Source organism: Thalassobacillus hwangdonensis, assembly GCF_042675915.1.
GTDB classification, from domain to species: Bacteria; Bacillota; Bacilli; order Bacillales; family Halobacillaceae; genus Thalassobacillus_A; species Thalassobacillus_A hwangdonensis.
In genome coordinates, this window is record NZ_JBHTKL010000005.1 from 1 (window position 1) to 25,296 (window position 25,296).

30 protein-coding genes, 1 other RNA gene and 1 riboswitch are annotated in these 25,296 nt (G+C 44.7%); of the genes, 11 read left to right on the forward strand and 20 right to left on the reverse strand.

Annotated elements, in window-relative coordinates; all coding sequences use genetic code 11:
• Nucleotides 1–390: 390 nt before the first annotated feature.
• The 7 genes from ACFQ2J_RS09165 to tadA form a co-directional block, all read right to left on the reverse strand.
• Complete coding sequence (locus ACFQ2J_RS09165; RefSeq protein ID WP_386059059.1) at nucleotides 391–654, reverse strand: pro-sigmaK processing inhibitor BofA family protein; 264 nt, start codon at nucleotides 652–654, stop codon at nucleotides 391–393.
• 66 nt (nucleotides 655–720) lie between these two features.
• A complete protein-coding gene (locus ACFQ2J_RS09170; RefSeq protein WP_386059061.1) occupies nucleotides 721–936 on the reverse strand; it encodes a YaaL family protein in 216 nt (71 codons plus the stop codon).
• A gap of 14 nt (nucleotides 937–950) precedes the next feature.
• A complete protein-coding gene (recR, locus tag ACFQ2J_RS09175; RefSeq protein ID WP_386059064.1) occupies nucleotides 951–1,547 on the reverse strand; it encodes a recombination mediator RecR in 597 nt (198 codons plus the stop codon).
• A 12-nt stretch (nucleotides 1,548–1,559) separates the two neighbouring features.
• Entirely contained in the window at nucleotides 1,560–1,883 is a 324-nt protein-coding gene (locus tag ACFQ2J_RS09180) for a YbaB/EbfC family nucleoid-associated protein (protein ID WP_386059067.1), read from the reverse strand.
• A gap of 33 nt (nucleotides 1,884–1,916) precedes the next feature.
• Nucleotides 1,917–3,617, reverse strand: a complete 1,701-nt coding sequence (gene dnaX, locus ACFQ2J_RS09185) for a DNA polymerase III subunit gamma/tau (RefSeq protein ID WP_386059070.1) — start codon at nucleotides 3,615–3,617, stop codon at nucleotides 1,917–1,919.
• 233 nt (nucleotides 3,618–3,850) lie between these two features.
• Nucleotides 3,851–4,116: signal recognition particle sRNA large type (gene ffs, locus ACFQ2J_RS09190), an RNA gene on the reverse strand.
• A gap of 49 nt (nucleotides 4,117–4,165) precedes the next feature.
• Complete coding sequence (tadA, locus tag ACFQ2J_RS09195; RefSeq protein WP_386059072.1) at nucleotides 4,166–4,666, reverse strand: tRNA adenosine(34) deaminase TadA; 501 nt, start codon at nucleotides 4,664–4,666, stop codon at nucleotides 4,166–4,168.
• 46 nt (nucleotides 4,667–4,712) lie between these two features.
• On the opposite strand from tadA, the gene ACFQ2J_RS09200 reads away from it, so the two are divergent.
• The 3 genes from ACFQ2J_RS09200 to ACFQ2J_RS09210 all read left to right on the forward strand — a co-directional run bounded on the left by ACFQ2J_RS09200 (nucleotide 4,713) and on the right by ACFQ2J_RS09210 (nucleotide 6,917).
• The gene (locus ACFQ2J_RS09200; protein ID WP_386059075.1) at nucleotides 4,713–5,246 is read left to right on the forward strand and encodes an isochorismatase family cysteine hydrolase; all 534 of its coding nucleotides are present in this window, start codon (nucleotides 4,713–4,715) and stop codon (nucleotides 5,244–5,246) included.
• A gap of 63 nt (nucleotides 5,247–5,309) precedes the next feature.
• Nucleotides 5,310–6,599, forward strand: coding sequence for a LysM peptidoglycan-binding domain-containing protein (locus ACFQ2J_RS09205; RefSeq protein ID WP_386059078.1), 1,290 nt, complete (start codon nucleotides 5,310–5,312; stop codon nucleotides 6,597–6,599).
• Between the two features lie 105 nt (nucleotides 6,600–6,704).
• Complete coding sequence (locus ACFQ2J_RS09210; RefSeq protein WP_386059081.1) at nucleotides 6,705–6,917, forward strand: hypothetical protein; 213 nt, start codon at nucleotides 6,705–6,707, stop codon at nucleotides 6,915–6,917.
• Here ACFQ2J_RS09210 and ACFQ2J_RS09215 read toward each other — a convergent pair.
• Both ACFQ2J_RS09215 and ACFQ2J_RS09220 read right to left on the reverse strand, forming a co-directional pair.
• Nucleotides 6,901–7,605, reverse strand: a complete 705-nt coding sequence (locus tag ACFQ2J_RS09215) for a GNAT family N-acetyltransferase (protein WP_386059084.1) — start codon at nucleotides 7,603–7,605, stop codon at nucleotides 6,901–6,903. The genes ACFQ2J_RS09210 and ACFQ2J_RS09215 overlap by 17 nt on opposite strands.
• A complete protein-coding gene (locus ACFQ2J_RS09220) occupies nucleotides 7,605–8,375 on the reverse strand; it encodes a DUF3891 family protein (protein ID WP_386059087.1) in 771 nt (256 codons plus the stop codon). The genes ACFQ2J_RS09215 and ACFQ2J_RS09220 overlap by 1 nt, the downstream gene beginning before the upstream one ends.
• Before the next feature lie 141 nt (nucleotides 8,376–8,516).
• Here ACFQ2J_RS09220 and ACFQ2J_RS09225 point away from each other — a divergent pair, with 141 nt between their 5' ends.
• A complete protein-coding gene (locus ACFQ2J_RS09225) occupies nucleotides 8,517–8,849 on the forward strand; it encodes a PH domain-containing protein (protein WP_386059090.1) in 333 nt (110 codons plus the stop codon).
• A gap of 49 nt (nucleotides 8,850–8,898) precedes the next feature.
• Here ACFQ2J_RS09225 and ACFQ2J_RS09230 read toward each other — a convergent pair whose 3' ends face one another.
• The 4 genes from ACFQ2J_RS09230 to ACFQ2J_RS09245 all read right to left on the reverse strand — a co-directional run bounded on the left by ACFQ2J_RS09230 (nucleotide 8,899) and on the right by ACFQ2J_RS09245 (nucleotide 12,681).
• Nucleotides 8,899–9,411: a type 1 glutamine amidotransferase domain-containing protein gene (locus ACFQ2J_RS09230; RefSeq protein WP_386059093.1), complete on the reverse strand. Its 513-nt coding sequence runs from the start codon at nucleotides 9,409–9,411 to the stop codon at nucleotides 8,899–8,901.
• A 104-nt stretch (nucleotides 9,412–9,515) separates the two neighbouring features.
• Nucleotides 9,516–10,829, reverse strand: a complete 1,314-nt coding sequence (locus ACFQ2J_RS09235) for a lysine N(6)-hydroxylase/L-ornithine N(5)-oxygenase family protein (protein ID WP_386059096.1) — start codon at nucleotides 10,827–10,829, stop codon at nucleotides 9,516–9,518.
• Nucleotides 10,830–10,843: 14 nt separating this feature from the next.
• On the reverse strand, nucleotides 10,844–12,151 hold the full coding sequence (locus tag ACFQ2J_RS09240) for a purine/pyrimidine permease (RefSeq protein ID WP_386059099.1): 1,308 nt from the start codon (nucleotides 12,149–12,151) through the stop codon (nucleotides 10,844–10,846).
• Nucleotides 12,152–12,240: 89 nt separating this feature from the next.
• On the reverse strand, nucleotides 12,241–12,681 hold the full coding sequence (locus ACFQ2J_RS09245; RefSeq protein WP_386059102.1) for an Rrf2 family transcriptional regulator: 441 nt from the start codon (nucleotides 12,679–12,681) through the stop codon (nucleotides 12,241–12,243).
• A 198-nt stretch (nucleotides 12,682–12,879) separates the two neighbouring features.
• Between ACFQ2J_RS09245 and hmpA the strand changes: the two genes are divergently transcribed.
• Entirely contained in the window at nucleotides 12,880–14,118 is a 1,239-nt protein-coding gene (gene hmpA, locus ACFQ2J_RS09250) for an NO-inducible flavohemoprotein (protein WP_386059105.1), read from the forward strand.
• Between the two features lie 260 nt (nucleotides 14,119–14,378).
• Here hmpA and acsA read toward each other — a convergent pair whose 3' ends face one another.
• A complete protein-coding gene (gene acsA / locus ACFQ2J_RS09255) occupies nucleotides 14,379–16,094 on the reverse strand; it encodes an acetate--CoA ligase (protein ID WP_386059108.1) in 1,716 nt (571 codons plus the stop codon).
• A gap of 255 nt (nucleotides 16,095–16,349) precedes the next feature.
• Nucleotides 16,350–16,395, forward strand: a riboswitch (PreQ1 riboswitch).
• A 248-nt stretch (nucleotides 16,396–16,643) separates the two neighbouring features.
• Between acsA and queF the strand changes: the two genes are divergently transcribed.
• The 4 genes from queF (at nucleotide 16,644) to ACFQ2J_RS09275 (ending at nucleotide 19,394) form a co-directional block, all read left to right on the forward strand.
• Nucleotides 16,644–17,138 carry a preQ(1) synthase gene (gene queF / locus ACFQ2J_RS09260; protein WP_386059110.1) on the forward strand — a complete coding sequence of 165 codons (495 nt, stop codon included), beginning with the start codon at nucleotides 16,644–16,646 and terminating at the stop codon, nucleotides 17,136–17,138.
• A gap of 48 nt (nucleotides 17,139–17,186) precedes the next feature.
• Complete coding sequence (locus ACFQ2J_RS09265; RefSeq protein WP_386059113.1) at nucleotides 17,187–17,810, forward strand: queuosine precursor transporter; 624 nt, start codon at nucleotides 17,187–17,189, stop codon at nucleotides 17,808–17,810.
• A 311-nt stretch (nucleotides 17,811–18,121) separates the two neighbouring features.
• Nucleotides 18,122–18,943: an aminoglycoside N(3)-acetyltransferase gene (locus ACFQ2J_RS09270; RefSeq protein ID WP_386059116.1), complete on the forward strand. Its 822-nt coding sequence runs from the start codon at nucleotides 18,122–18,124 to the stop codon at nucleotides 18,941–18,943.
• Complete coding sequence (locus ACFQ2J_RS09275) at nucleotides 18,930–19,394, forward strand: NUDIX domain-containing protein (protein ID WP_386059119.1); 465 nt, start codon at nucleotides 18,930–18,932, stop codon at nucleotides 19,392–19,394. The genes ACFQ2J_RS09270 and ACFQ2J_RS09275 overlap by 14 nt, the downstream gene beginning before the upstream one ends.
• A gap of 43 nt (nucleotides 19,395–19,437) precedes the next feature.
• Here the strand turns inward: ACFQ2J_RS09275 and aldA are convergent, their stop codons facing one another.
• A complete protein-coding gene (gene aldA, locus ACFQ2J_RS09280; RefSeq protein WP_386059122.1) occupies nucleotides 19,438–20,883 on the reverse strand; it encodes an aldehyde dehydrogenase in 1,446 nt (481 codons plus the stop codon).
• Nucleotides 20,884–21,018: 135 nt separating this feature from the next.
• Here aldA and ACFQ2J_RS09285 point away from each other — a divergent pair, with 135 nt between their 5' ends.
• The gene (locus ACFQ2J_RS09285; protein ID WP_386059125.1) at nucleotides 21,019–21,213 is read left to right on the forward strand and encodes a hypothetical protein; all 195 of its coding nucleotides are present in this window, start codon (nucleotides 21,019–21,021) and stop codon (nucleotides 21,211–21,213) included.
• A 59-nt stretch (nucleotides 21,214–21,272) separates the two neighbouring features.
• Here ACFQ2J_RS09285 and ACFQ2J_RS09290 read toward each other — a convergent pair whose 3' ends face one another.
• From ACFQ2J_RS09290 to ACFQ2J_RS09305, 4 genes are all read right to left on the reverse strand, one after another.
• Nucleotides 21,273–21,569, reverse strand: coding sequence for a hypothetical protein (locus ACFQ2J_RS09290; RefSeq protein WP_386059128.1), 297 nt, complete (start codon nucleotides 21,567–21,569; stop codon nucleotides 21,273–21,275).
• An 80-nt stretch (nucleotides 21,570–21,649) separates the two neighbouring features.
• Nucleotides 21,650–22,354 carry a nucleotidyltransferase domain-containing protein gene (locus ACFQ2J_RS09295; RefSeq protein ID WP_386059130.1) on the reverse strand — a complete coding sequence of 235 codons (705 nt, stop codon included), beginning with the start codon at nucleotides 22,352–22,354 and terminating at the stop codon, nucleotides 21,650–21,652.
• A gap of 51 nt (nucleotides 22,355–22,405) precedes the next feature.
• Nucleotides 22,406–22,948: a hypothetical protein gene (locus ACFQ2J_RS09300; protein ID WP_386059133.1), complete on the reverse strand. Its 543-nt coding sequence runs from the start codon at nucleotides 22,946–22,948 to the stop codon at nucleotides 22,406–22,408.
• Nucleotides 22,949–23,009: 61 nt separating this feature from the next.
• Nucleotides 23,010–23,351, reverse strand: coding sequence for a YolD-like family protein (locus tag ACFQ2J_RS09305; RefSeq protein ID WP_386059135.1), 342 nt, complete (start codon nucleotides 23,349–23,351; stop codon nucleotides 23,010–23,012).
• Between the two features lie 151 nt (nucleotides 23,352–23,502).
• Here ACFQ2J_RS09305 and ACFQ2J_RS09310 point away from each other — a divergent pair, with 151 nt between their 5' ends.
• Complete coding sequence (locus tag ACFQ2J_RS09310) at nucleotides 23,503–24,588, forward strand: FAD-dependent oxidoreductase (protein WP_386059138.1); 1,086 nt, start codon at nucleotides 23,503–23,505, stop codon at nucleotides 24,586–24,588.
• 36 nt (nucleotides 24,589–24,624) lie between these two features.
• Here ACFQ2J_RS09310 and ACFQ2J_RS09315 read toward each other — a convergent pair whose 3' ends face one another.
• The gene (locus ACFQ2J_RS09315; protein ID WP_386059141.1) at nucleotides 24,625–25,206 is read right to left on the reverse strand and encodes a cell wall hydrolase; all 582 of its coding nucleotides are present in this window, start codon (nucleotides 25,204–25,206) and stop codon (nucleotides 24,625–24,627) included.
• Nucleotides 25,207–25,296: the final 90 nt, after the last annotated feature.

Here is a 25,296-nt window from a genome sequence, read left to right on the forward strand (position 1 = left end):
GCTTGTTGTCGTTCCCTCATATAATGAAGAAACGTAATTGACGTACTGGTTGGTTCGTTCAGTTTTCAAAGATCAATTTGTTGCCTGCTGTTCAAAACAGCGACTTAACTAATATATCATGCGGTTGTTTTAAAGTCAACAACTTTTTTCATGATAACTTTTTGTTTTGTTTCGTTCGTTGCCGCTCTCTTAACGCGACAAGTAATAATATATCACGCTGAATAAATGATTGCAATAACTTTTTAGATATTAATTTCAAAAAAGTTATCTTTCTATTACAACTCTCCATTAAGCCATCGCATTAGCAGGAACCAACTGCTAGAGAAGCTTCATATCTTCCCTACACTTATGTTTTCTTCCATTAAAAAAAGCGAGGAAGCTCCCTCGCCTTTATAAAACCCACATTTGAATCGCTGTAAGGGACAGGACCCCTGGCAACCCTAACACGCCAGCAATGACGGCAGTTACCATGTTGATCGGGATATGCAACCCGAACCCTGCTCCAAATACATTCGCAAAAAACAATAACAATACACCTATCAGCAACTTGATGCTCGCCTGGCCCACCCATTTCATCGGTTTGACCGGGGCTCCAAGCATCATGATCAATATGACTGCAAATACAAGAACCGCTATGACGACCAACGGATCCATGCCCATCCCCCTTTGCTTGTCCTTTCTATAAACTTATGCCAGGCAAAGCGAGGATAGCACTTCATTTTAGGAAAGAGCGCTCAGTTTACGATGACGCGCTTCTTTAATAAGGTAGAAGTATTTTGCTTTTGCAAGCGAAAGATCCTTCAATCCATCTTCCGTAGGGTCGACACTATGTTCAATGATATTTTTCAAATTCGACCAATCCTGCTGCAGGCGGTTAATATCTGCCAACAGCTCCTGGTCCATGTCTTTCTTTTTGATTTTCTTTCGACCGAACATGGTCATCCCCCGCTTTACAGTTCTCTTCGTCCTTCAAGGGCTTTGGACAAGGTAACTTCATCCGCATATTCCAAGTCGCCACCGACCGGGAGACCGTGGGCAATTCGTGTAATACGAATGCCTGAAGGTTTTACAAGCCTGGATATATACATCGCTGTTGCTTCCCCTTCGATATTCGGATTAGTCGCTAGAATCAATTCTTCTACCCCTTCATCCTTCAATCGATTGATCAGGCTCGGTACGTTGATATCTTCAGGTCCAATTCCATCCATTGGAGATATCGCCCCATGAAGCACATGATACCTGCCACTGAATTCCTTCATCTTTTCCATTGCAATGACATCTTTCGGATCCTGCACAACACAAATGACCGAACTGTCCCGGGATTCGTCCTGACAAATCGAACATGGATCCTGGTCGGTAATGTGTCCGCAATTCGTACAGTGTGTCAGTTCACGCTTCGCATTGACAAGCGCTTTTGCAAAATCGAGTACATCATCTTCTTCCATATTCAACACGAAAAAAGCCAGACGGACAGCCGTCTTCGGGCCGATCCCTGGCAATTTCGTGAAACTGTCGATCAACTTTGAAATCGGTTCTGGATAATACATTCAGAATTCCTCCTAGAACATTCCGCCTCCAGGCATGCCTTTCGTGAACTGTCCCATTGTATCGTTCGTTTTATCATCTACTTGCTTCAATACATCATTAGTTGCTGCAAGGATAAGGTCCTGGAGCATATCTACATCATCCGGATCTACTACTTCCTCATCGATTTGAACATCAGTGATTTCTTTTTTACCGTTTGCTACTACCTTGACCATTCCGCCACCGGCAGTTGCTTCGAATACCATTTCATGAAGCTCATCCTGAGCCTTCATCATTTTCTTCTGCATTTTCTGCATTTGTTTCATCATATTATTCATATTTCCCATACCACCTTTCATGGTGATACCTCCTTTAATTTCATATTTATAAGATTAATCATGGATTTCTATCAATTCATCCCCTGCCAACTTCCGTGCTTCGCTGATCAATGGGTCATCTTCATCTTCTTTCTTATTGTCCTCACCAGGTTCCTCCTGGGATTTCTGCTTTTGGACAAACTCAGCACGGATTTCCTGCCAATTCGGTTCTGGAATCGGAATGATATCCATCTGCTTTCCGATGAAGTCAGCGAGCAAAGGTTCAATGGTCCCTTTGTGCTCCAGTGCCAATGAACAATGGATCTCATATCGGAATGCCAATACCAGTCCTTTTTCAGAAGCAGCTCTTGGCTTACTATTCAATAGTGTAGCATGTGCAGGAGCATTATTCTGCTTCAATGCTTCCATAAAGTTCGCCCATTTCGCATGAACTTCCTTGATTTCTTCCTTCGAAGCTTCATTCAGAATCATGCGGATCCGTTCAAATGGAATTTTGTAACCATTCCGATTGCTTCGCGGCTGGGTACGACGAGCAGGTTTGTCTTGTGCAGGCGCAGCAGCCGCTGCCGGATTCGCTTTCAACTGCTTCAGCTCACGCTCCATTTCATCCAGCTTCTTTGCAAGACGTTGAACGGCTTCCGCTTCGGCAGGATTCGACTTCTGCGTCGTTCCTTCTGTATCTGCAATATTCAGCATTGCAATTTCAATGAAAACTTTCGGACTCGTTGTCCATTTCATCTCCTGCTGGCATTGGTTCAAGTGACGGATACATTGCTGGATGAACTCAGGAGACAGCTGTTCAGTCAGCTGTTTGAAGTGATCATCCGGAATCGCACGCTCGAGGTTATCTTCCAAATCAGGTGCACTTTGGTATAGAAGAATATCTCTAAGATAATAGATCAAGTCGAACACAAACCGTCCTGGATCTTTACCATTTTGTATGAGGTCGTTTACGTGTTGAAGTGCCAACTTTACATCCTTCTGATATAAAGCATCGACCACTCCCGCCAATTTTTGTTGGGAGACAGATCCCGTTACAGCGAGGACATCATCAATGGTCACTTCGTCTTCGCTGTACGAAATAGCCTGGTCCAACAGACTCAATGCATCCCGCATCCCACCTTCGGCTGCCAAAGCTACGGCCTCCAGTGCTTCCTTGGCTACTTCGATCCCTTCATTAGAAATGATGGTTTCCATACGCTCCACAATCGACTGCTGGCCGATACGTTTGAAATCGAAACGCTGACAACGGGAAATGATCGTCAACGGAATTTTATGTGGTTCTGTTGTAGCGAGAATGAAAATGACATGTTCCGGCGGCTCTTCCAATGTTTTCAGCAAGGCATTGAATGCTCCGATGGAAAGCATGTGTACCTCGTCGACGATGTACACTTTATACTTCACTGCACTTGGCGCGTACTTCACTTTGTCACGGATTTCCCGAATCTGTTCAACCCCGTTATTGGAAGCAGCATCGATTTCAATCACATCGGAAATCGACCCATCCTGTATGCCGATACAGGAAGGACATTCCCCACACGGTTCTTTTACTGGAGCCTGGTCACAGTTGACGGCTTTTGCAAAAATCTTTGCAGCACTCGTCTTTCCTGTTCCCCTTGGACCGGAAAAAAGATACGCATGCGAAAACTTATCCTGCATGATGGCATTCTGCAACGTACGGGTAATATGCGTTTGTCCGACGACGTCTGCAAAGTTACGCGGACGCCACACACGATATAATGCCTGGTAGCTCATAGCACCGTTCTCCTTTAATCAATTCTCTCCTATTATACCTGAATTGCCAGTTGGATGTGAACCTTCCTCCATTGGGTTTGGGAGAAGATTCTTAGAAAAACTTGCCTAATCGCCAATTACTTATGGAATAAGCCTTAGTATTTTCTTATACTTTCATCTTTTAGCAACGTTACATTTTCTTAAAGTAAAAAAAAGACCCACCTGATTCAGGTGAGTCCTTTTCGATATGTATGCCGTGCACCCACTGTCGATGATGCGACCCTAAGCGTTACTTAAGCTTATGGCTCGACCCAGGCACTCCCGCGGCACACGAGAATGACAGCTTACTGCTGCTTCCTTCCGGACCTGACAGGGTTCGCTGGTTCCCGTTGCGCAGGACCTGGGTGTCAACACCACTCACTTAAGGCAGACCTTAAGGTCACACCACCTTGAGTGGGGATTCGGCCTCGCTATAGCGGATTGCGAGTACAGGGCACCGCTACCTCCCCGCTTAGCACGGTATTTTCAAGTATAGCATTTTTCACAAAAAATGCAATGATAATTGCCTGTCAATCTTTGGATTCCTTTTTCTTTTTCTTCTCTTCCCGCAAATTCCGGAAAAACGCAGAAAGCAACTCTCCGCATTCCGCTTCAAGGACACCGCCGGTTACAGCAGCCTGGTGGTTGAACCGATCATCCTCAAGCACGTTCATCAATGAACCTACACATCCGGCTTTTGGGTCATAGGCTCCAAAAACGACACGAGGAATCCGCGATTGCACGATGGCACCCGCACACATCGGACAAGGTTCAAGCGTTACATACAATGTACAGTCCTCCAGCCTCCAACTGCCAACCGCTTCATTGGCATGTTCGATTGCGATGAATTCAGCATGGGAGGATGCACGCTGGGTTGTTTCGCGAAGGTTAAAACCACGTGCAATGACAATCCCGTCATGGACAATCACTGCGCCGATCGGCACTTCCCGCTCAGCTTCAGCTTTCTTCGCTTCTGCTATCGCAAGCTGCATGTAGTATTCATCTCTATTTTCCTTCTTCTCATCGGTCATGAAATTTCACCGCCCGTGCAAACTATATGGAAAGGAGGGGAACCGATTGGAGCATTCCCATTTGAAATCCGCTGTCGTGTTCATCGATTTGATCAATGATTTCAACTTCAAGCATGGTGAACAGCTGCTGCACCATACGTATCATATCTTACCTAATATAATGAAATTGAAGCAATTTGCTCAAGAACATCAGATGCCGATCATTTATGTCAATGATCATTATGGACGCTGGAGGGCCGATCTGCAACAATTATATGACCATTGCCTTTCGCCGGAGACGGAGAAACTTCTGAAGGCAATCACTCCAAGTGTCGATGATTTCTTCTTGATCAAACCAAAGCATTCAGGTTTTTACCAGAGTTCCCTCCAATCCCTCTTATATGAACTTGGGGTAAAACGATTGATTCTCAGCGGCGTTGCAGGAAATATCTGTGTACTGTTCACTGCGAATGATGCATATATGAGGGAATACGCACTTTGGGTTCCTGAAAATGCCGTCGCCTCCACGAATGATCGAGACAATGAATTTGCATTGCTGACGATGAAACAGGTGCTGAAGGCAGACACTACACCAATCTGATTCATAATGTCCCACACTCTCCTCATAGAATGGTAGAAGGAAAATCTGGAGGGGAGTGGCACCATGCAAATCCATGTCGTGCAAAGTGGAGAGAGCCTGTTCAATATCGCGAATCTGTATCAGACGACCGTGCAGGCGATTTCCGAAGCGAATGAATTAGAAACACCCGCAAGTCTGGTCGTCGGGCAGGCGCTCGTCATTCCGATCAATGGACAATTCTATTTTGTCCAACCGGGTGACAGCCTATATTCCATTGCACAAAAATTCGGACTGACTGCCCAGGAGCTCGCGAATATCAATCAATTCCCAGTGAATAACACACTTCCGGTGGGATTCCGGTTATATATACCACCGTTACCGAAGACAGACGCTTCTGTAAATGCTTATATCGAGCCTTACGGGGATACCGTTTCTGCAAACCTTGAATCCTCCGCCCGGTCAAGAAGTCCATACTTAACGTACCTCGCACCATTCAGTTATCGGATTCAGCGTGACGGTTCACTGAAGGCACCGCCATTGAATGATTTCAAAAATATTGCTGAAAGTAACCGCGCGACGTTGATGCTTGTCGTCACGAACTTAGAAGAAGATGGGTTCAGTGCAGAGCTTGGAAGAATCATTCTTACAAACGAGGAAGTCCAGAACAAACTGCTTGATAATATCGTTACTACCGCAAAGCAAGGTGGATTTCGGGATGTACATTTCGATCTCGAATTTTTACCGCCGGAAAACAAAGAAGACTATAATCGTTTCTTAAGGAAAGCGAAAAATCGTCTGCAGCAGGAAGGGTTGCTGATGTCGACTGCACTTGCTCCAAAGACGAGCGCCGATCAAAAAGGTGCATGGTATGAAGCACATGATTATAAAGCGCATGGAGAGATCGTCGATTTTGTTGTGCTGATGACTTATGAATGGGGATACAGTGGTGGTCCACCAATGGCTGTTTCGCCGATTGGACCGGTGCGCGATGTCGTCGATTATGCCTTGACGGAAATGCCGGCAGATAAAATACTGCTTGGCCAGAATCTTTATGGCTACGACTGGACACTTCCATATATGGAAGGTGGCGAATTCGCCAAAGCGATCAGCCCCCAGCAAGCCATTCAGCTTGCGAGGGAGAATAATGAAGAAATCCAGTTTGATCAGGAAGCCCAGGCTCCTTTCTTTTTCTATAATGATGCAGACGGGAAAGAACATGAAGTGTGGTTTGAAGATGCCCGCTCAATCCAGGCAAAGTTCGACCTGATCAAGGAGCTTGGACTGAAAGGAATCAGCTATTGGAAGCTGGGACTTTCCTTCCCGCAAAACTGGGTGCTGCTGAACGATCGATTTAATGTAGAAAAATTGATATGACGAACAACGGCTTTCCTTATTAAGGAAAGCCGTTTTAGTTATTAAAATGAAACCCTTCCACTTCCACGCTCGTATTAGTAATGGACGAGAATAGGAGGGTTGTTCATGATTATCCCTTATCTGCTGTTTTTCGGAACGTTTGCGACTGCGGGAATTGCTCTATACCTCATCCATGCTAAGACTGAACTCGGAAAGAAGCCTACTTGCATGCTATGTGGTAAGGAATTGAATCTTCAATTTGAAGATGTTTATGCAGAGTATAACACCATCATTGAAAAGGAACATACCTGCGAACAGTGTGCTAGTAAGAACCATTGAAAGCTTTTGTAAAAACATAGACAGGGTTTCGCATTCTGCAATGGTTTTTCTCAAAAACCGCCTGCATCGCATGATTGGATTCATCTGTCATGCCGACATAACTCACCGCTCCAAAAACATCTTTCAGTAGATGAATACCGTAACGATGAGCTTCCCGACCATAGCCTTTTCCCTGATATTCCGGATCGATCCCTATGTAAAAGAGACGTCCTTCATCAGACGTCCCAGGTTCTATATGTGGGATGACAACACCGACACCTTTACCACCTGCATGGATCGAGTAAAGTGAGTGCTCATATTCCTCTCCAAGCTCGCTTTTTATATTGAGAACTTCCCGTTCTGCATCTGAGACGTTCAGGATTCGGCCTAATAAACCGACAATCGTTTCTTCATCTGCTTTTTTTACTGCTACTTTATCACTCAGGGAAAATGGTAACGGCCTCTTAAAATCGAGTTCATAACCTATTCTTTTCCGCACAAAGTGATATCCCCGAGATTGAATCAGATCCACCTTTTTCTCGCTTATGTACCCTTCATGAACGAGGGATATTCTTTTTACTTTTTGTGCTGAAGCCGATTGCTCCATATCATCGATACACTTGCTGGTTTGATCGGGAGTGAGGTGTTCCAGTTTTTCGATCGTGATATAATCCGGGCCTTTCAATACTTTCACATCGCCGCACTTCATTAGTTCCGTCTCCGTTCAAATCGGACTTTACGATAATCGACTGCAGCTCCATCCCACGCTTGTTGGAGCCCATGCTCATCGATCGCCTGCTTAGTGACTTTGCGATATGGAATCTGGATCTCAAACGGTTTTTCTAAAGGAAAAGGATCGATGGAGACCGTTTTTTCATCCTCCCAATGGGCAATCATCCCGTTCGGCGCAAACTCGAACGACTGGCGGAACCCATCCTTGAACCAGGAAAGTTCATTCGCTTTGGAAACTCCCGGCTCCTGCATGCATACATATAAGGACAAGTCATCACAAAATTGCAGCCGTTTGAAATGGAGATCGTAAAGGTAGGAAGGTATATCCATATCCATTTCATTCTTCAATTGTTCCCTCCGATTTCGCTCATCATTGAGGAAAGTTTGGATGGCAGGCTCTTTCGCTCCTTCCGGAAAAAAGGAACTGTAATGGAGACTGCAAAGGATTGCAGCATATGCGGAGGTTTCACTGATTTCGTCCAACCCTTGACGATAGGCATCCAACTTTGGTTCAAGCGGATAATCGATGAAGGAGTATGGCCTTTCTTTTTCTTCATTCCAAAGTGGTTTTTTATCCAATTGAATCCATGCGCGATCGTGTTCCCCGATTGCCCAGTCCGCTTCTTCACGAAGTTTGGACCGCAGCAGAAAATCCTGCTTCCAATTCATCACGATTTCCCCTGATACGCGTGCATGGTCGTGCTGGTTGATCATTATAAAGTGATCGCCTGCTTGATTAACAATCATCTTGCGTCCTCTCCTTCTCTCCAAGTCCTTCAACTTTTCATGTAAAATAATAACGAGGTGATTCTAGTGAAGTTTCAAGTCAAAAAAAATCCAATTTTAATTATAATTGTCTTAATGTTGATTCCTGTAGGTATAATCGGGGTGGCAGTCGATCCCGCGGAAGGTTGGATCGGACTTTTTATTATCGGTTTAATTGAAATTGTCATGTTATGGGCTCTGATTCAATCATACCACGAAGTTACGGAACAGGCGTTCATCACACGCTTCGGCCCAATCAAAAAGGCAATTCTGCTCCGTGATATTCGTGAAGTCACTTATACGTACAATCCAATTGCCAGTCCAAGCTGGACGTTCAAACGACTTAAGGTGACTGACAAAGACCACCGCCATATCCTGACTTCTGCTCCTAAAGATGCTGATGCGCTCAGAACAATCCTGAAAGAGCGATGCAAGCAGGCGAACATCGATGTATGATAATTATGTAAAAAGATCTCGGCTGATACGAAGCCGAGATCTTAATTCCTTATAGTAATGCCAGAGATTCACGGTTGAAGGCAGGAAGATCATCCGGCTGACGACTTGTAACCAGCTGGTTCTGACAAACGACCACTTCTTCGTCTTTATAGTCGACTCCCGCATATTTCATATCTTCTGCAATGGATTTGAACCCAGTTGCGGTACGCCCTTCCAAACTACGCGCGGTAATCAGTAACTGAGGTCCGTGACAAATTGCAAATACCGGTTTCTTTTCATCCATGAAGTGCTTGGCGAAAGAAACGAAACGCTCATCGGCACGCAATTGGTCCGGCGAGAACCCTCCCGGAATGAATAACGCATCAAAGTCCTCCGGTTTCACCTCATCAATTCCTTTATCGATCTTCACTTTCGCTTCTCCTTGTTTTCCGGTAACTTCTTTCCCTGATTCCTTCTCGATCGTGACGACTTCATGCCCAGCATCTTTATATGCTTTGGCAGGATCGGTATATTCTACATCTTCGAACATTTCGGTCATGACACATGCAATTTTCTTACCCATTGATTGATCATCTCCTTGAAATGTAAATGTTTTGGAAATCACATAGGATATGTTTCCCTTTCTCCATTTACTCAAACCTTTTTCAAGCCCATCAATGTGTTCGATTACTTTTTCTTGTCTTCGTCCATCGTAAATTGCTGAAAGATCGTATCACGTTGATTTTGGTAGATTTCTTTTCCTGCAAGAAGGTTGATGATTTCGATATTACGCTGCACCGCCAGCCCAAGATTGGTCGCACCAGCCCCATGCGAGTGCTCCAGGTTCGTAAGCGTGAAAAAGTGATTCGTATGTGTGTCTTTGAATTCCAATCGGAAATCTCTTGTAACCTTGTACCGTTTATCATCTTCCCATTCAATCTCATCTGCGAAGCGTTCCTGGAACCATTTCGGAATATGTGGCTTGTATCCTGTCGCAAGCACCACTTTTTCACTGTGATAATCGAAGGTTTCTTCTTTCTGCCACTGCTTGCACTTCAATGTATAATGTCCTTCTCCGGCATTGATCTCCTGCACTTCCGTCAGCGGCTGGATGGTCACATTAGCCTTCTTTCCATCTACTGTCCTGTGATATAAGGTTTCATAGAGCTGGATCAATGTGTCAGGATCAATCCCTTTTCGTAGGTTTCCTAACGTATCCAATGCTTTCATTCTTTGATCATAAGACAACGAGTGGAAATAGTCGACATAATCCGGAGAAAAGAACTCCTGTCCAAGTTTCGAACTATCAAGTTGAAATAACCCACCTGACCTCGTCAATAAAGTAAGGTGCATGTCGCGATTCATCTGTTCCTGGAGAAGGTCGAGAAACACTTCGGCTGCACTTTGCCCTGATCCGACGACCGTGACATGCTTTGAATGCAGCAGATTTTCCTTTTCATATAAGTAACTGCTCGTATGAAGGACGTCTTCGACAGGGAATCCGCTCATGCTATCCAGAATAAGCGGCTCGCTTCCTGTCCCCATCACAACGTGTTTGCCAAAGTAGCTCTCCGTTTGACCGTCTTCCTCTTTCACGACAACTTCATAGTGAGGAGTTTCATCATCTTTGTGATCGATCACATCGACGACGGTCTTGCCGAAACGCAGATTCTCCAACTGATTGGCTACCCAGCTTAAATAGGCATTATACTCCGGACGAGGAACTTTGAACTCACTGTAAAAAAAGAATTTGAACATCCGGTTCTGTTTATGGAGGTAATTCAAATAGGAATAAGGACTGGTCGGATCTGCGAAAGTGACGACATCCGCTAAAAACGGAACCTGAAGATCCATCTTTTCAATCATCATCCCAGGGTGCCAGCGGAATTCCGGCGTGCGATCCAGAAAGATCCCCTCCAGCTCCGTCTTTTCCATCAATGCTGCCAAGCCAAGATTATAAGGGCCTATTCCAATTCCTACAACATCATATAACCTGCTCATCTTCCCACTCCCTATCAATTGGTTGTTTCTTTACTTTTCCAAACTTGATCCAAAACTATCACCAGCACTGTTCCTACAAGTAAACCATTACTGACTAAATTCTGTGCTATCGCAGGCATTTCGCTAAATACCTCAGTCGGCAGGAACATGATACCGATTCCGATTAAAAATGATACGCATAGAATGGTCAGCTTGCGCTGGTCAAGCTCTGAACTTGCAATATTATTCAACCCTAACGCCATCAACTGGACGAACGTTGCTAAAAGTGCAGCATTTGCCACAGGAGAGGGAATGCCGGATATCCATGCCACCAATGGTGGAAAGAACGCAATAACTGTCAACAGGAGGGTTGCAAACATGAATGGCGCCTTCCGCTTCTGACCGGTCAAATCAATGAACCCTGAAGACGATGCCAAAGGAACATTTGCAATCGTCGAGAAGCCGCCGGATAGGAAGTGAGTGATTCCCAGGAAGGAGCTCCCTCGATTGATCTGGTCGTAGGTGTAGGTCGGCTTCCCATTGATCGAATGGCTGATGGCGACAACCGAAGCTACGACATTCGATAACAGAATGACAGCAATGATGAATGCAATCGGTATGACGCTCCAATCGAATTTCGGCGTTCCCCATGCAAACCACTCAGGCAATGAGAATAGAGCGATATCTGCAGCTTCCTGTTTCTTTTCCCCAATAAAAATCCGGTAGAGCGCCCACCCAACGACAATACCAATCAGGACTGCATAGCTTTTTACCCATCCTTTCCCGAAAATGGATAAACCAAGTACCAAAAAGAAAGTAAGAAAGGCTAACACCGCTTGAGCAGCCTCGATTGTTTCCACCTGTTGCTGCAGCCCCAACATTCCTTTAAGAAAAGTACCACTCAGCTGTACCGTCAGAAGAAAAAGAAATGCACCTGTCACCATCGGTGTGAACAGATTCAATACTTTCCCCGCCAACCGGGTCATTCCAAAGATCACCAGGAAAACACCAGTCAGGATCATCGCCATTTCCAGTACTCTCAGCGTTTCACCATAACTGCTCCCTTGCTGTGCTCCCGTCACTGCCATGACCGCGAAGATGCTGACCCATAAACCAGCAGGCCCTTCCATGATCGGAAGACGATGGCCGAGCCAGCCTTGAAGGAACGAAGTGATACCTACTACGAAAAATGTACGTTGCATCAGGCCGGATACCTCGGTGAAATTCATGTCGAATATGGCACCAATGACAATTGGTAAGGCGACAGCACTCGCCAATAAAAATACCAACCATTGAATCGTTTCTAATGTTGTCCTTTTCCATGTCGTCATTTGTTGCATCATGTTCTTTCTCCCATTATGTAATTTCCTGTAGATTTTTATCATTCCCTCTGAAAATAAAAAGGAAACCGCCACAGGAGGGGCGGTTGTGTTCAATCTTGTATATTCATCAGTTGTTTCAATTCATCTTGATTCGTAAGCAGATCTTCAAGTGTATAGTTGTCGAACACAGTTAGAAAAGCCTGCAATGCATCGTTCAACACATGCTTCAGCTTGCAGGAAGGCGTAATGACACATTGGTTAATGTCTCTATCGAAACATTCCATCAATACGAAGTCATCTTCCATCTTCCTGACCACTTCGCCTACATTGATTTCCTTCGAGGATTTAGCCAGCTTTATTCCGCCTGCCCTTCCCCGAATGGTTTCGATCATTCCCATCTTATTCAACTGATGGACAATCTTGCCTAAGTGGTTCTCTGATATATCGAATACTTTTGAAATCTCTTTGATACTAGCCAATTCTCCATCTGGTTTAGACCCTGTATAAATCAACACACGTAAAGAATAATCCGTGTACTTTTTCAAACGCATGAAGGGTGACTCCTTACTAGTAGTTAGTTTTATTCATGGTATCATACCAAACCTGCCTTGTCTTAATGGATGCCTGAAAATGTTTCATGTGAAACGTTAACGGAATCGTCACAAAACACACATTTATAATACAGGTTTAATGTTAGAATAAAAGATGTACAAAACATACATCTTTTAGAAAAGGAGTTTGGTATGATTATGGCTACACAAACTGCTGAACGTCTGGATCAACAAACAATCGACACGGTGAAATCTACGGTGCCCGTGCTTGCAGAACATGGAGAAGCAATCACAAAAAGGTTCTACCAACTGTTATTCGAAAACCATCCGGAACTGAAAAATATATTCAACATGGCAAACCAGAAAAAGGGACGCCAGCAACAAGCATTGGCGAATGCAGTATATGCCGCTGCTCAATACATTGATAATTTAGGTGCGATTCTACCTGCAGTTAAACAAATCGCGCATAAACACCGCAGCTTGAATATTAAAGCAGAGCATTACCCGATTGTCGGTGAACACCTGTTGCTTGCGATCAAGGACGTGCTTGGTGACGCTGCGACAGATGACATCATCGAAGCCTGGGGAAAAGCTTATGGAGTCATAGCGGATGCATTCATTTCTGTTGAAGCAGACATGTATAAGGAAGCGTCTGAGCAGACTGGAGGATGGATCGACTACCGATCCTTCAAAGTCGCAGGAAAAGTAAAAGAAAGCGAAGTGATCACTTCCTTCTATCTAAAGCCAGTAGATGGAGGCAAGCTTCCTACGTTCCAACCAGGACAGTACATTACAGTTAAACTCGACATCCCTGGTGAAAAATATACGCAGTTGAGACAATACAGCTTATCCGATTCTCCTGGTAACGATTATTTCCGGATCAGTGTGAAGCGTGAGGATGAAACACCTGACAAACCTGCCGGCAAAGTCTCCTCCTATCTGCATCAGAACATCGGTGAAGGAGATGTAATTGAAGTAAGCGCGCCTGCTGGTGATTTCGTACTTGAGACAGATTCGAAGAAACCTCTCATCCTCATCAGCGGTGGGGTCGGCTTGACACCAATGATGAGCATGCTAAAAACTGCTGCAGCAGTCACGCCTGATCGGGAGGTCCACTTCATTCATGCAGCAATCAATGGTACGATGCACGGATTGAAAGACGACTTGAAAGAAATGGCACAAACGAATAGTAACGTGCACACCCATATCATCTATGACTCTCCTACAGAGGAAGATATCAAGCTTCAATCCTTTGATAAAGAAGGATACATCGAAGGGCCATGGCTTACTTCCATCGCTCCGGAAGAAGGAGATTATTACTTCTGTGGTCCTGAAGGGTTCATGAAAGCGGTCAACAGCTTCCTGAAAGAAATGAATGTTCCTGAAGAAAACATTCACTTCGAGTTCTTCGGTCCTAAAGGAAGTTTGGAAGATTGATTTTAAACTAGCTACTTAAACGAAATACCCCCCGGACAAATGTAGAATTTATCCGGGGGGTATTTTTTAATTGAATACATTCACGCTTCGTCAACATACTTCGCTTTCCGTGGACACGGCCTCAGTCTCCTCAGAAAGCCAAAACCGCTTTCCTGCGGGGCCTTTGGACTCGTGCTTTTCCCACCGGAGTCTTCGTATGTTGACTACGCTATGCTATTATCATTTTCAAACTAGAGTTTTTTCTCACAACTCATTTTCTTTTATTCTTCTAGAGTTGATGTGTCTCCTGTTGGAAGTCCGAGCTCCCATGATTTCAGAAGACGACGCATGATTTTACCACTACGCGTCTTAGGAATGCTGTCTTTGATCTCAATTTCTCTCGGTGCCGCATGTGCACTCAAGCCTGTTTTAACAAACTGACGGATCTCCTCCAGCAATTCATCAGATTCTTCATACCCATCCCTCAAGGTAATGAATGCTTTGATGATTTCACCACGCTCAGGGTCCGGTTTACCGATGACACCGGCCTCCGCAACTGCTTCATGCTCGATCAGCTTACTTTCCACTTCGAATGGTCCGACGCGTTCTCCAGATGTATTGATGACATCATCCAGACGGCCCTGGAACCAGAAGTAACCATCTTCGTCCTGGTAAGCACTGTCTCCAGACACATACCAATCTCCAAGGAAATAGCTTTCATATTTGCCAGGATTGTTCCAGACTGCACGCATCATGGACGGCCAGCCTTTTTTAAGTGCAAGGTTCCCCATCTGATTCGCTGGTAGTTCGTTCCCATCATTATCAACGATTGCTGCCTCTATGCCCGGGAATGGTTTACCCATCGAACCAGGGCGCATGTCCATCGCTGGATAGTTACAGATCATCATGCCACCTGTCTCCGTCATCCACCATGTATCATGAATGCGAAGATCGAAGGCTTTCATCCCCCAGCTGATCACTTCAGGGTTAAGCGGTTCACCGACACTCAAGATATGGCGAACAGAGGATAGATCATGTTTCTGAGCCGTCTCCGCCCCAGCTCCCATCAATTTACGGAAAGCGGTTGGTGCAGAATACCAGACACTCACATTATGATTGGACAACGTACTGTACCAATCATCTGGTGTAAATCGACCTCCACGGATGACATTCGTAATTCCGTTCAACCATGGAGCGAAGATTCCGTAGCTTGTTCCAGTGACCCAGCCCGGGTCAGCCGTACACCAATACACGTCGTCTTCCTGCAAGTCCAATACCCACTTCGCAGTCTGATAGTGTTGTAGCATTGCATTGTGTACATGGTAGACGCCTTTAGGTTTTCCAGTGGACCCAGATGTATAATGCAACAGCATTCCATCTTCAAGGTCTACCCATTCGATATCAAAGTCCTTCGAAGCTTCGTCCATCTCTTTGTGGTAATCGATGAAAGTATCCGATGTTTTGTCATGGTCACCTACAAGAACGACTTGCTTCAAATGCGGAAGCTGCTCTAAAGGTACTCGCTCCAATAATTCCGGAGTAGTGATAAGCATCGTCGCTTCACTATCCTCCAGACGATCTCTGACCGCTTGTTCCATGAATGCTTCGAACAATGGTCCTGCAATCGCTCCTACTTTAAGGATTCCGAAGAATGCCGCATAGAATTCCGGGCTTCTCGGCATGAACAGAAAGACGCGGTCGCCTTTTTTAACATCATATTTTTTTAATACATTCGCAAATTTATTACTGCTGAACTTCAAGTCTTCAAATGTGTGCTTTTCCTCGCGGTCCGGTGCTGAATATATAAGTGCGACTTGATCTTTTTTATCAGGATTGTCTGCGTGGCGGTCAATCGCTTCATGCGCAATATTCACCTTGCCTGTTTCACTCCAGGAGAACTGGCTTTTCACACTTTCCCAATCGAACTTCTCGTATGCTTCCTTGTAATCCTTCATGTTGTGCTCGCCTTTTCGTGCTGCAAGTGTTTTTACGTCCATCAAATCACCTCATCTTTTAGTTTGTAAACGGTTTCTTATGCCTGCAATAAAAAATGCCATGAGCAGGCAGCACACTTCGGTTTGATTTTTCAAAATATTCTTGCAGTACTATATATTTTAGACGAAGTAGCCAGGCTTTTAAAGTGAAATGGTATAAGAATTCCAAATTCGTGACAAAAGAAGTATGCAAGGAATTGACAGCGTATCGGAACCCTCCTATAATTAATGAGTCAAACATCAATAAATCCGTTGCAAACGGGAGAGGTTCTTAGCTACACCCTCGATAAAAAACTAAGGATATATGATCTTTCAGGCCATATCCCTTAGGATGTGGTCTTTTTTATTTGCTTATTTAAGAGTTAAACGATTCTGTGTTTTCGAAAAATGAAGAGGGAAATTGCGAGACTCCTACGGAAAAACGAATGCGTCGAGACCCCGCAGCGAAGTGAGGAGGCTTGACCGTTCGTCCGTGGAAAGCGAGTAGTTTCCCGACTCATTTAACAAATTTTCATATCGTTTAACAAACCAATATTTCTAGGAGGTTACATCATGGCTGGAAGAAATGAAGACAGTTTGAATTTGTCCCACCTGGGCAGTCAGGGGACGAGCTATTCTTTTGAATACGATCCAAGTGCATTGGAAACGTTCGATAATCAGCACCCGTATCGTGATTATTTTGTTAAGTTCAATTGCCCGGAGTTCACTACGCTTTGTCCGAAAACCGGACAACCGGACTTCGCAACTATCTATATCAGTTATATTCCTGATATCAAGATGGTGGAAAGCAAGTCATTGAAGTTGTACTTGTTCAGCTTCCGGAACCACGGGGATTTCCATGAAGACAGCGTCAACACGATCATGAATGACCTGATCGAGCTTATGGCTCCACGTTACATTGAAGTGTGGGGGAAATTCACTCCGCGCGGTGGTATTTCCATTGACCCTTACTGCAACTATGGAAAACCTGGAACGAAGTTTGAACAGATGGCAGATAATCGTTTGATGAATCATGATCTATATCCAGAGAATATCGATAACCGGTAATGAGGGATTGCTTGGATTCCTTACTCCCACAAGAAAGGAGAGGAAACCATGTTCATCTATTTGAATGCTCTATTCGTAGGGCTGCTTATATTAGCCAATATCCTGGGCGTGAAGTTATTCACGATCGGCGGCTATGTACTGCCTGCCGCTGTCATCGTCTACGTCATCACCTATTTGATTACTGATGTCATCGGAGAAGTGTATGGGAAAGAAGCGGCTAAAAAGACGGTCCAGGCAGGATTTTTTACGCAAATCATCGCACTTATTTTCATCGTGATTGCGATTCAGTTACCTGCGGCACCATTTTTTGAATCCCAGCAGGAATTTGAATCGATTCTTGGGGCAGGATTCCGCGTCATGCTCGCTAGTCTGATTTCTTACGTGGCAAGCCAGAATTTCGACGTTTTCATTTTCCACCGTTTGAAAGAAAAACAGGGGGAAAAGAAACTTTGGCTGCGTAACAATCTATCGACGATGTCGAGTCAATTGATCGATACGACGTTGTTCATTACGATTGCTTTCGTAGGTACAGTTCCAACCAATGTATTGATCAGCATGATCGCCACCCAGTATGTATTCAAGCTGATCGTAGCGGTCATCGACACACCGATTGCTTATCTATTAGTAAAGCTTGCAAGAAAGAACAAACCAGCCCAGCCCGCATATTGGTAAAAAAGGAGCCTTACACGAGGCTTCTTTTTTATATCCAGTCAGGCGGTGCCATATAGTTCCTTGGATGGATGGGAAACAACTCGCTTTCCTGTGGGGGATCTGGCAAGCTTCCTCGGGCATTCGCCCTGCGGGATCTTGCCTAGACCCTTCTCCCACGGGAGTCTCGCCATTTCCCATCCATCCTACTTGAATAAGGATCACACCTACAAAATTATTGAACCTCTGATTTTCCACTAATACCTTTGCTTGCAGTATGTAGTGGGTTTTATTCTCACCCATTTATATTATGATAAGGGTGGGAGGTAATACATATGAGTGAACCAACTGTAATCAATTCAACAGACAAGCCCCTTACACGGGAAAGCTTAGCCCGCAATTTGGAAGCAATCGGAGTCGAAAAAGGCGACATGCTTCTCGTCCACCTTTCAATGAAATCCCTTGGCTGGGTGGTCGGTGGACCAGTAACTGTCCTGCATGCATTGATGGACGTGTTGACGGATGAAGGTACACTTGTCATCCAGACACATACTCCTTCCATTTCAGATCCTGCTGAATGGGAAAACCCACCCGTACCGAAAGAATGGCATGATACCATCCGAAAAGAAATGCCATTATTTGAGCCGGCCCGTACTCCGTCCACCTATTTGGGTGTCATCCCTGAATTGTTTCGTACGTGGCCGGGTGTATTCCGGAGTAATCACCCGACATTTTCAATCGGAGCTTGGGGAAAGCACGCCAAGAGATTGACGGAACGCCATCCACTTCACTACGGGCTGAATGAGGAATCCCCTCTGGGAGTAGCTTATCGCTCCAACGCAAAAGTCCTTCTGATCGGCGTTGGCTATGATTCGAATACAAGCTTTCATTTATCCGAACATAAAGCCGGAACGAACAAGCAAATAAAAAGAGGTGCTCCATTACTTATTGATGGTACAAAAGAGTGGATGACATATGACGATATTGAACTTGACGAAGAACAGTTTGTCCAAATCGGAGAAGACTACGAACGAAACCATCCCATCACTAGATCGAATGTCGGCCAGGCGGATAGTCGTCTATTCCCTATGAAAGAAGCAGTCGATTTCGCTACCTCCTGGTTGAAAAGAAAGGGAGAAGAAAATGCCAATACGTAATTCCGTAAAAGCGATCATAACAGAAGGTGATTCCGTACTACTGACCAAAAACATGGACAAAGAGGGTGCCTTCTACCTGTTTCCCGGTGGTGGACAGGAGCATGAGGAAACGATGCACGATGCTTTACGTAGAGAATGCATGGAAGAAGCCGGAATCCCTGTGCAGGTCAATGAGCTCCTATATGTAAGGGAATATATCGGGAAAGACCATGAACATGCGGACTTTGACAGCGGAGTTCATCAGATTGAATACTATTTCCTTTGTGAACAGAACCCTGAAATGTTGAAAAGTGAACCTACAAACCCTGATGATCACCAAATCGGTATCGAATGGGTTTCAATTGCTGATTTGCATCATTACAGAATTTATCCAAATGCAATGGTCTCTTCATTGGTGGATTACTTCATCAAAAACCAACCTGGACCTGTTTACCTTGGCAATATCAATTGAAAAAAGCTTGAGGGCGGACGATCGCTCTCAAGCTTTTTTATTGTTAATCGTTTTTATACTGCATGTAGACAACTTGGGTAGCAAGGAAATCTTCGACCCCATGCTTGCCGTCCGTACCACCAAGTCCAGACTTTCGCATGCCGGCATGATACCCTTGGACAGCTTCAAAGTTCTCTCTGTTCACGTATGTTTCTCCGAACTTCAATTCATTGATGACTTTCATAGCTTCATTTAAGTCCTCGGTATAAACGGAGGAGGATAAGCCATAATCGGTATCGTTTCCGTATTCAATCGCTTCATCCAATGTGCTGAATGTCATGACTGGAATGACTGGCCCGAAGATTTCTTCCTTTATGATTTGCATGTCCTGTTTTACATTCGTCAGAATCGTCGGCTTATAGAAGAAGCCTTTATCCATTGAAGCGCGCTCTCCTCCAGTAACTATTTCCGCTCCAGCGTCGATTGCATTCTGGACCATTTTTTCTACTTCCTCCAACCGGTCTTTGCTCACAAGCGGTCCGACATCTGCATCCTTATTCTCACGCGGGTTTCCAACTTTGGCATCTTGGAAAGCCTGCTTCAGTTTGGAGATGAAGTCTTCAGCTACGTCTTCATGCACATACACACGCTCTGCGTTCGTACAAGCCTGCCCATTATTTGCAAGCCTCGAGATCTTTATGCTTTCTACTGCGACGTCGAGATCCGCGTTTGCAGTTACAATCGCCGGTGCTTTCCCACCAAGCTCCAGATTCACTTTAGTAATGCTCTGAGCGGCAGCTTCCATCACTTTCGTTCCGGCAGCGATGCTTCCAGTCATAGAAACCATATCCACTTTATCGTGCTTCGCCAGTGCGTTACCGATTTCTGACCCTGTTCCAGTCACCACATTATAGACACCAGCAGGAATGTCCTCCATCGCATCTACGATTTTCGTGAACTCCATTGCGGTATTCGGCGTCTGCTGGCTTGGTTTAAGAACGATGGTACAGCCGGTTACAAGTGCAGTTGCCACTTTCCTCGCCAAAATGAAGACTGGGAAATTCCACGGGACGATCCCAGCTACTACACCGATCGGCTTTTTATAGATAAGGATATTTTCGTTTGCTCGATCACTTGGAACAATTTCACCTTCAATTCGCCTTGCCCATTCGGACATATAGCGGAAATAATCAATAGCAAGATCGACTTCGCCGCTTGCCAGTTCATAATCTTTTCCCTGCTCTTCCTGAAGCAGGTCGATGAACGTATCCCGATTTTCCTCGATCTTATCGCCTAGTGCTCGTACAATTTTCCCTCGTTCGATATTCGGTGTCAGTTCCCACTCTTTTTGAGCCTTGAAGGCTGCTTCCACTGCTTTGTTGACATCATCTTCTGTGCCCCTGGGCGTCCTGGAAATGACCTCCTCGGTAGCAGGATTGATGATATCGATATATTCTTCACCAGAAGAGTTGACATAGCTTCCGTTAATGTATAATTGATGAGTTTTCAAATTTGTTACCTCCTGTATCGAAAGTTGGTAACCTTTTTCCTTTTCCATCATAAAGTTAAACACACGGATGCTTTTATGTACGAGTTTGGAAAAATAAGTTATACTGAACCTAACCTATGAAACGGGGTGACCATCGTGTTAATGAAGCACTGGACTTCCTGGATGTTCGTCACCGTAGGATTGTTGAACGTGGTCGTTGCTGTCATCTTGATTGGCCTGCTGGGCGAGAAGCTGATCGGACTGTTTTTCCTTGCATCAGGAGCTGTTTTTTCCATCGCTGGATGGGTGGACTGGACAGAACATACGACAGAGGAGAGAGCGAGCGATTGAGCGCTCTCTTTTTTTTGCAAAAGAAAAGGGTCAACCCTACAAGTGGTTGACCTTTGCACCTATTTTTCTTTCTGTTTCGTTTTTCCTGTCGCCAGTTCTTCAGAAAACTCCGCAGTAGCAGTCTGCAATGGATCTCCACTCCGTCCCATCGACTGTTGCTGTGTCCCGCTTCCTTTTTGGAACAATCGTTGGATGATATTCGAGCTTTGATTCCTTAGTAGGCTGACAACGACATTGCTGATGACCACGCTAACCAAGGTGAACAGCATTCCCCCACCTCTTCTGCCGCGGTTCATCTGTGATGTCCGCATTGGTAACAATCTTCCTAGTCTGGATAAACGATTCCGTCGGTACATGACACGCACCCTCCTCGATAATCGATTCACACCTGTTAGTTTTGATCAATGTAAATCGTTTATCCTTGGGAATAAATGGGTCATTTCCCCAAGCTGAACCCTTCGAATAATCGTCCCCCGAAAACTTCAAGTACATCGTCAACCAAGTCGATGATCGCAGCCTTTTCACCTCGTTTGTAAAACTGATCGAACGCCCCGATAAACCTTTCAGTAAAAAGCGGATCATATTCCTTTAATGCTCGCACCACCCATTTGGAATCGCCGATCCATTTCCCATTCGTACGTAAGACAAATTCATGGACTAAGTCCGCCAATTTGTTTGCTATAAAAATCGATTCGCCACGATTTTGACTACCGATAAAGTCATCCAAGGCATCCGTGATGAAGTACCGTTTCATTTCCACTTCTTTACGTGTCAACGCTTTTGGCCCCTTGTCCAATAGTGCCTCCGCTTCAGCTTTTATCGCTTTTGCCCGGCCATCATCTGTGATGATCCTTCCTTCGGCAACCATTCGCGGAAGTGACGGGCGAGCCCGTGCTATATCCTGTTCAAAAAACGGCCGGTAAGATTCCAGGTTATGTACAAACAGTTCCACTGGCCATTCATATGAAACCAATGATTCCCTGTAGGACTGTTCGACATTTTCATCAAAAATGACGATATCCAAGTCCGACGTTTTGGTTCCTTCCCCGCGAATGACACTACCTGCCAACAGTGCAACATTGCACGCAGGGAAATATTCTTCCACGATTAAAGCTGCGGTTTCTGGTGCTGTTTTCTTCATATTCTTTCTCCCCTATCAAAAGAGCTCTTACACAAAGGTAAGAGCCGCGTCTCAATTCACCGGGGTTTCCGTGACACCCCAGACTTTATCGTAAGCATTATAATCATTGACCGCTATATCCAGATCATGAAAGTAGCGATGGGCTTTCAGAACATTATTGATATCTTTCGACCCGTCTATAATTGCATCCATATACACGGATACATCTTCCATATCTGCTTGGAGTGTTTCCGAATCAAAGGAAGTACGGTCGATATAGGAAGTGAACTGCATCGCTATTTCCTGCTGTCTTTCCCAGTCCATTCCTGTTTCATAAGCGCCATACCCTGTCGTATCATTATAGAAATCATGGGCGACAGCGATGAATACTCCAACGTTTTCCGGTTGGAATCCACTATCCTCTGAAGCCTCTGTATCATCTGAAGCTACCGTAATCGCTGTCAAATCGCTCTTTGCTTTTGACACTTCTTCTTCATTTTCTCTGTCATCACCTGTTACTTCTGCTACCATAGTAAAACCGAAATATCCGGCACCGGCAACAATGATAACTACGACTAAAATCATGAAGAGCTTTGATTTAATGAACTTCCCCATTGGCATCCCCTTTTTAATACGCTTTTAACCAGTTTATACCAATGTGCTCCCAGATTCAATTTCAAACAATGGTGATATCCACAATATCGTGTAGCGATAAGGAGAATACTTCTTTTGAATCCACTTGAAGCCCATGCAGCCGCTTCTGTGTCATACAGACGGAATCCACTTTCCCGAGCGTAGTACGGTAATCGAAACCATCGTGGTGCTTGATCGAAATCGTCAAATTATCATTCACCGCCCGTTGCAGAAGAAAATCGATTTCCACAGCTTTTTGTTCATCCAGGATACCTTTTTCCACCCGTTCGTCTTCTTTCCAAAGGCTTTTCACCATTTGAACATGCTCCGGCAGCATCAATGAGGTCCATTTGATTGTACCCCGATCCTTGTTGTACTTATCCACCACGTTTCCCTCCAAATCGAACGTTTGTTCTAATTATACAAGATGCTTCCCAAAAGGTAAACGACCTAATTAAAAAGTTCTCAATCCAAACTTTGGATATTGCATAGACAGAAGTGTTTCAGCAAAGACTTCTACAAAGGAGCGATGCCTCATGAATATAGCGATTATCGGAGCTGGGATGGCTGGACTTTCATGTGCCATCACCCTCGAAAAGTATGGATACCAGGCAGATATTTTTGAACGTCGGGGCATGGTCGGAGACAGATTCATCTTTGCTGAAATCATGTCGCCGATCATGCATCCGCCTGTCAGTGACTCTGTCCAATTTCTATCTAAAGAATACGGCATTGATTTGAAGCCGACAAGCAATATTTCAAAAATTCATGTCCATTCTGCTAACGAGTCAGCAGTGATTGAAGGAAAGCTTGGCTTCATCAATATGAGAGGCAAGCATCCGGAATCCTATGAGCAACAGTTAGCTTCTCAGGTGAAAGCACCAATCCACTTCAATCAGACTGTCAAATACGAGAAGATTGCCAAGGAATACACCCATGTCATCCTTGCCACAGGTGATACGAAAGATGTCGAGCAGATTCAGTCGTTCAAGGCGGCTATGCTGGTAGAGTTCAAAGGAGCGATCGTAAAAGGAGAATTTGAGAGAAATCATGTACATACATGGTTTGACCATACGTTTGCACCGAAGGGGATGGTCTACTTCCTCCCTCACTCCTCTACAGAAGCAAGTCTTGTACTCGTCTATCCGCAATACCCTGAAAATGAAGGGAAGAATAAAGGGGACCTGTGGCAGAAAGCATATGAAAAAGCACAAAGTACGCTGAATCAGGACCTTCCAATTACAGACGAATTTTCTTTATCGGACTATATGGTGGGAAAAGCCATGAATCCACGAATCGGCAACACATTTTTCACCGGAAACTGCCTCGGTTCGATTTCCCCTTTTCTTGGGTTCGGGGAGTTCACTTCGATTCTTTCCGGTATTTATGCTGCATTGGATATTTGCGGAGAAGGCGACTATGTAGAACTGACTAAACCAATCATGCAAAAGTATCATGATTCCCTGACGTTACGTCGTTCGTTCGAAAAATTGAGCAACAATCAGATTGACCTGGTGACAAAAGCGCTAAAAGTAGAAGCCGTCGAAAAAGCACTGACAAGTCCGAATTTCAGCCTTCTGAAATTATTGAGTAAAGTCATCCATCCCTTTTCAAGAAATTAAAAAAAGCAAGCACTCGTAAAAGTGCCTGCTTTTTATTTATCTTGCAAAGACATGATTATCGATGATCGTCGTCACTTCTTTACCTTCCAAGTAAGCATTGGAAGCTTTGTCCGGGTTCCAGAAGAATAGAGAACCACGGTCATGGCCTTGATAAGCCAATGCTTCATTGACAGCCTGCTTGGAATCTTCACTTGCTGGGTCGTTGATGGAACCATTCAATACTGGTGAGAACTGATACCCGTCATAGATGACATCTTTTACTGAATCAGGGAACAGATCACTGTCTACACGGTTCAATACTACGGTAGCGACCGCTACTTTACCAGCATAGGATTCTCCCTTTGCTTCCGCTTCTACTAGTCTTGCAAGAAGCTCTTTATCCTGTTCTGTCACAGAATAAGGAATCGTCAGCGTTTCTCCTGGTACGATTTCGTTGCCGCTTTTACTATTGACTTCTTTGATATGAGCGACAGAAACGCCATATTTCTGACCGATTTTATACAAAGATTCCCCTTTGGAAACCTCATGGACACGTTCGTTTTCGTGTGCATCAACGTTGAAACTGAATGCAAACGCAGATGCTAGTGCAATTGTTGAAATGAAAAGTTTTTTGATCATTTCTTTCCCTCCCTTGCCGTTTATAAGGTAACACATGCAGGAGGAGGGTTCATTAGAGAATTGTTTCCAACCTTAGCAGCCTATTCCTTA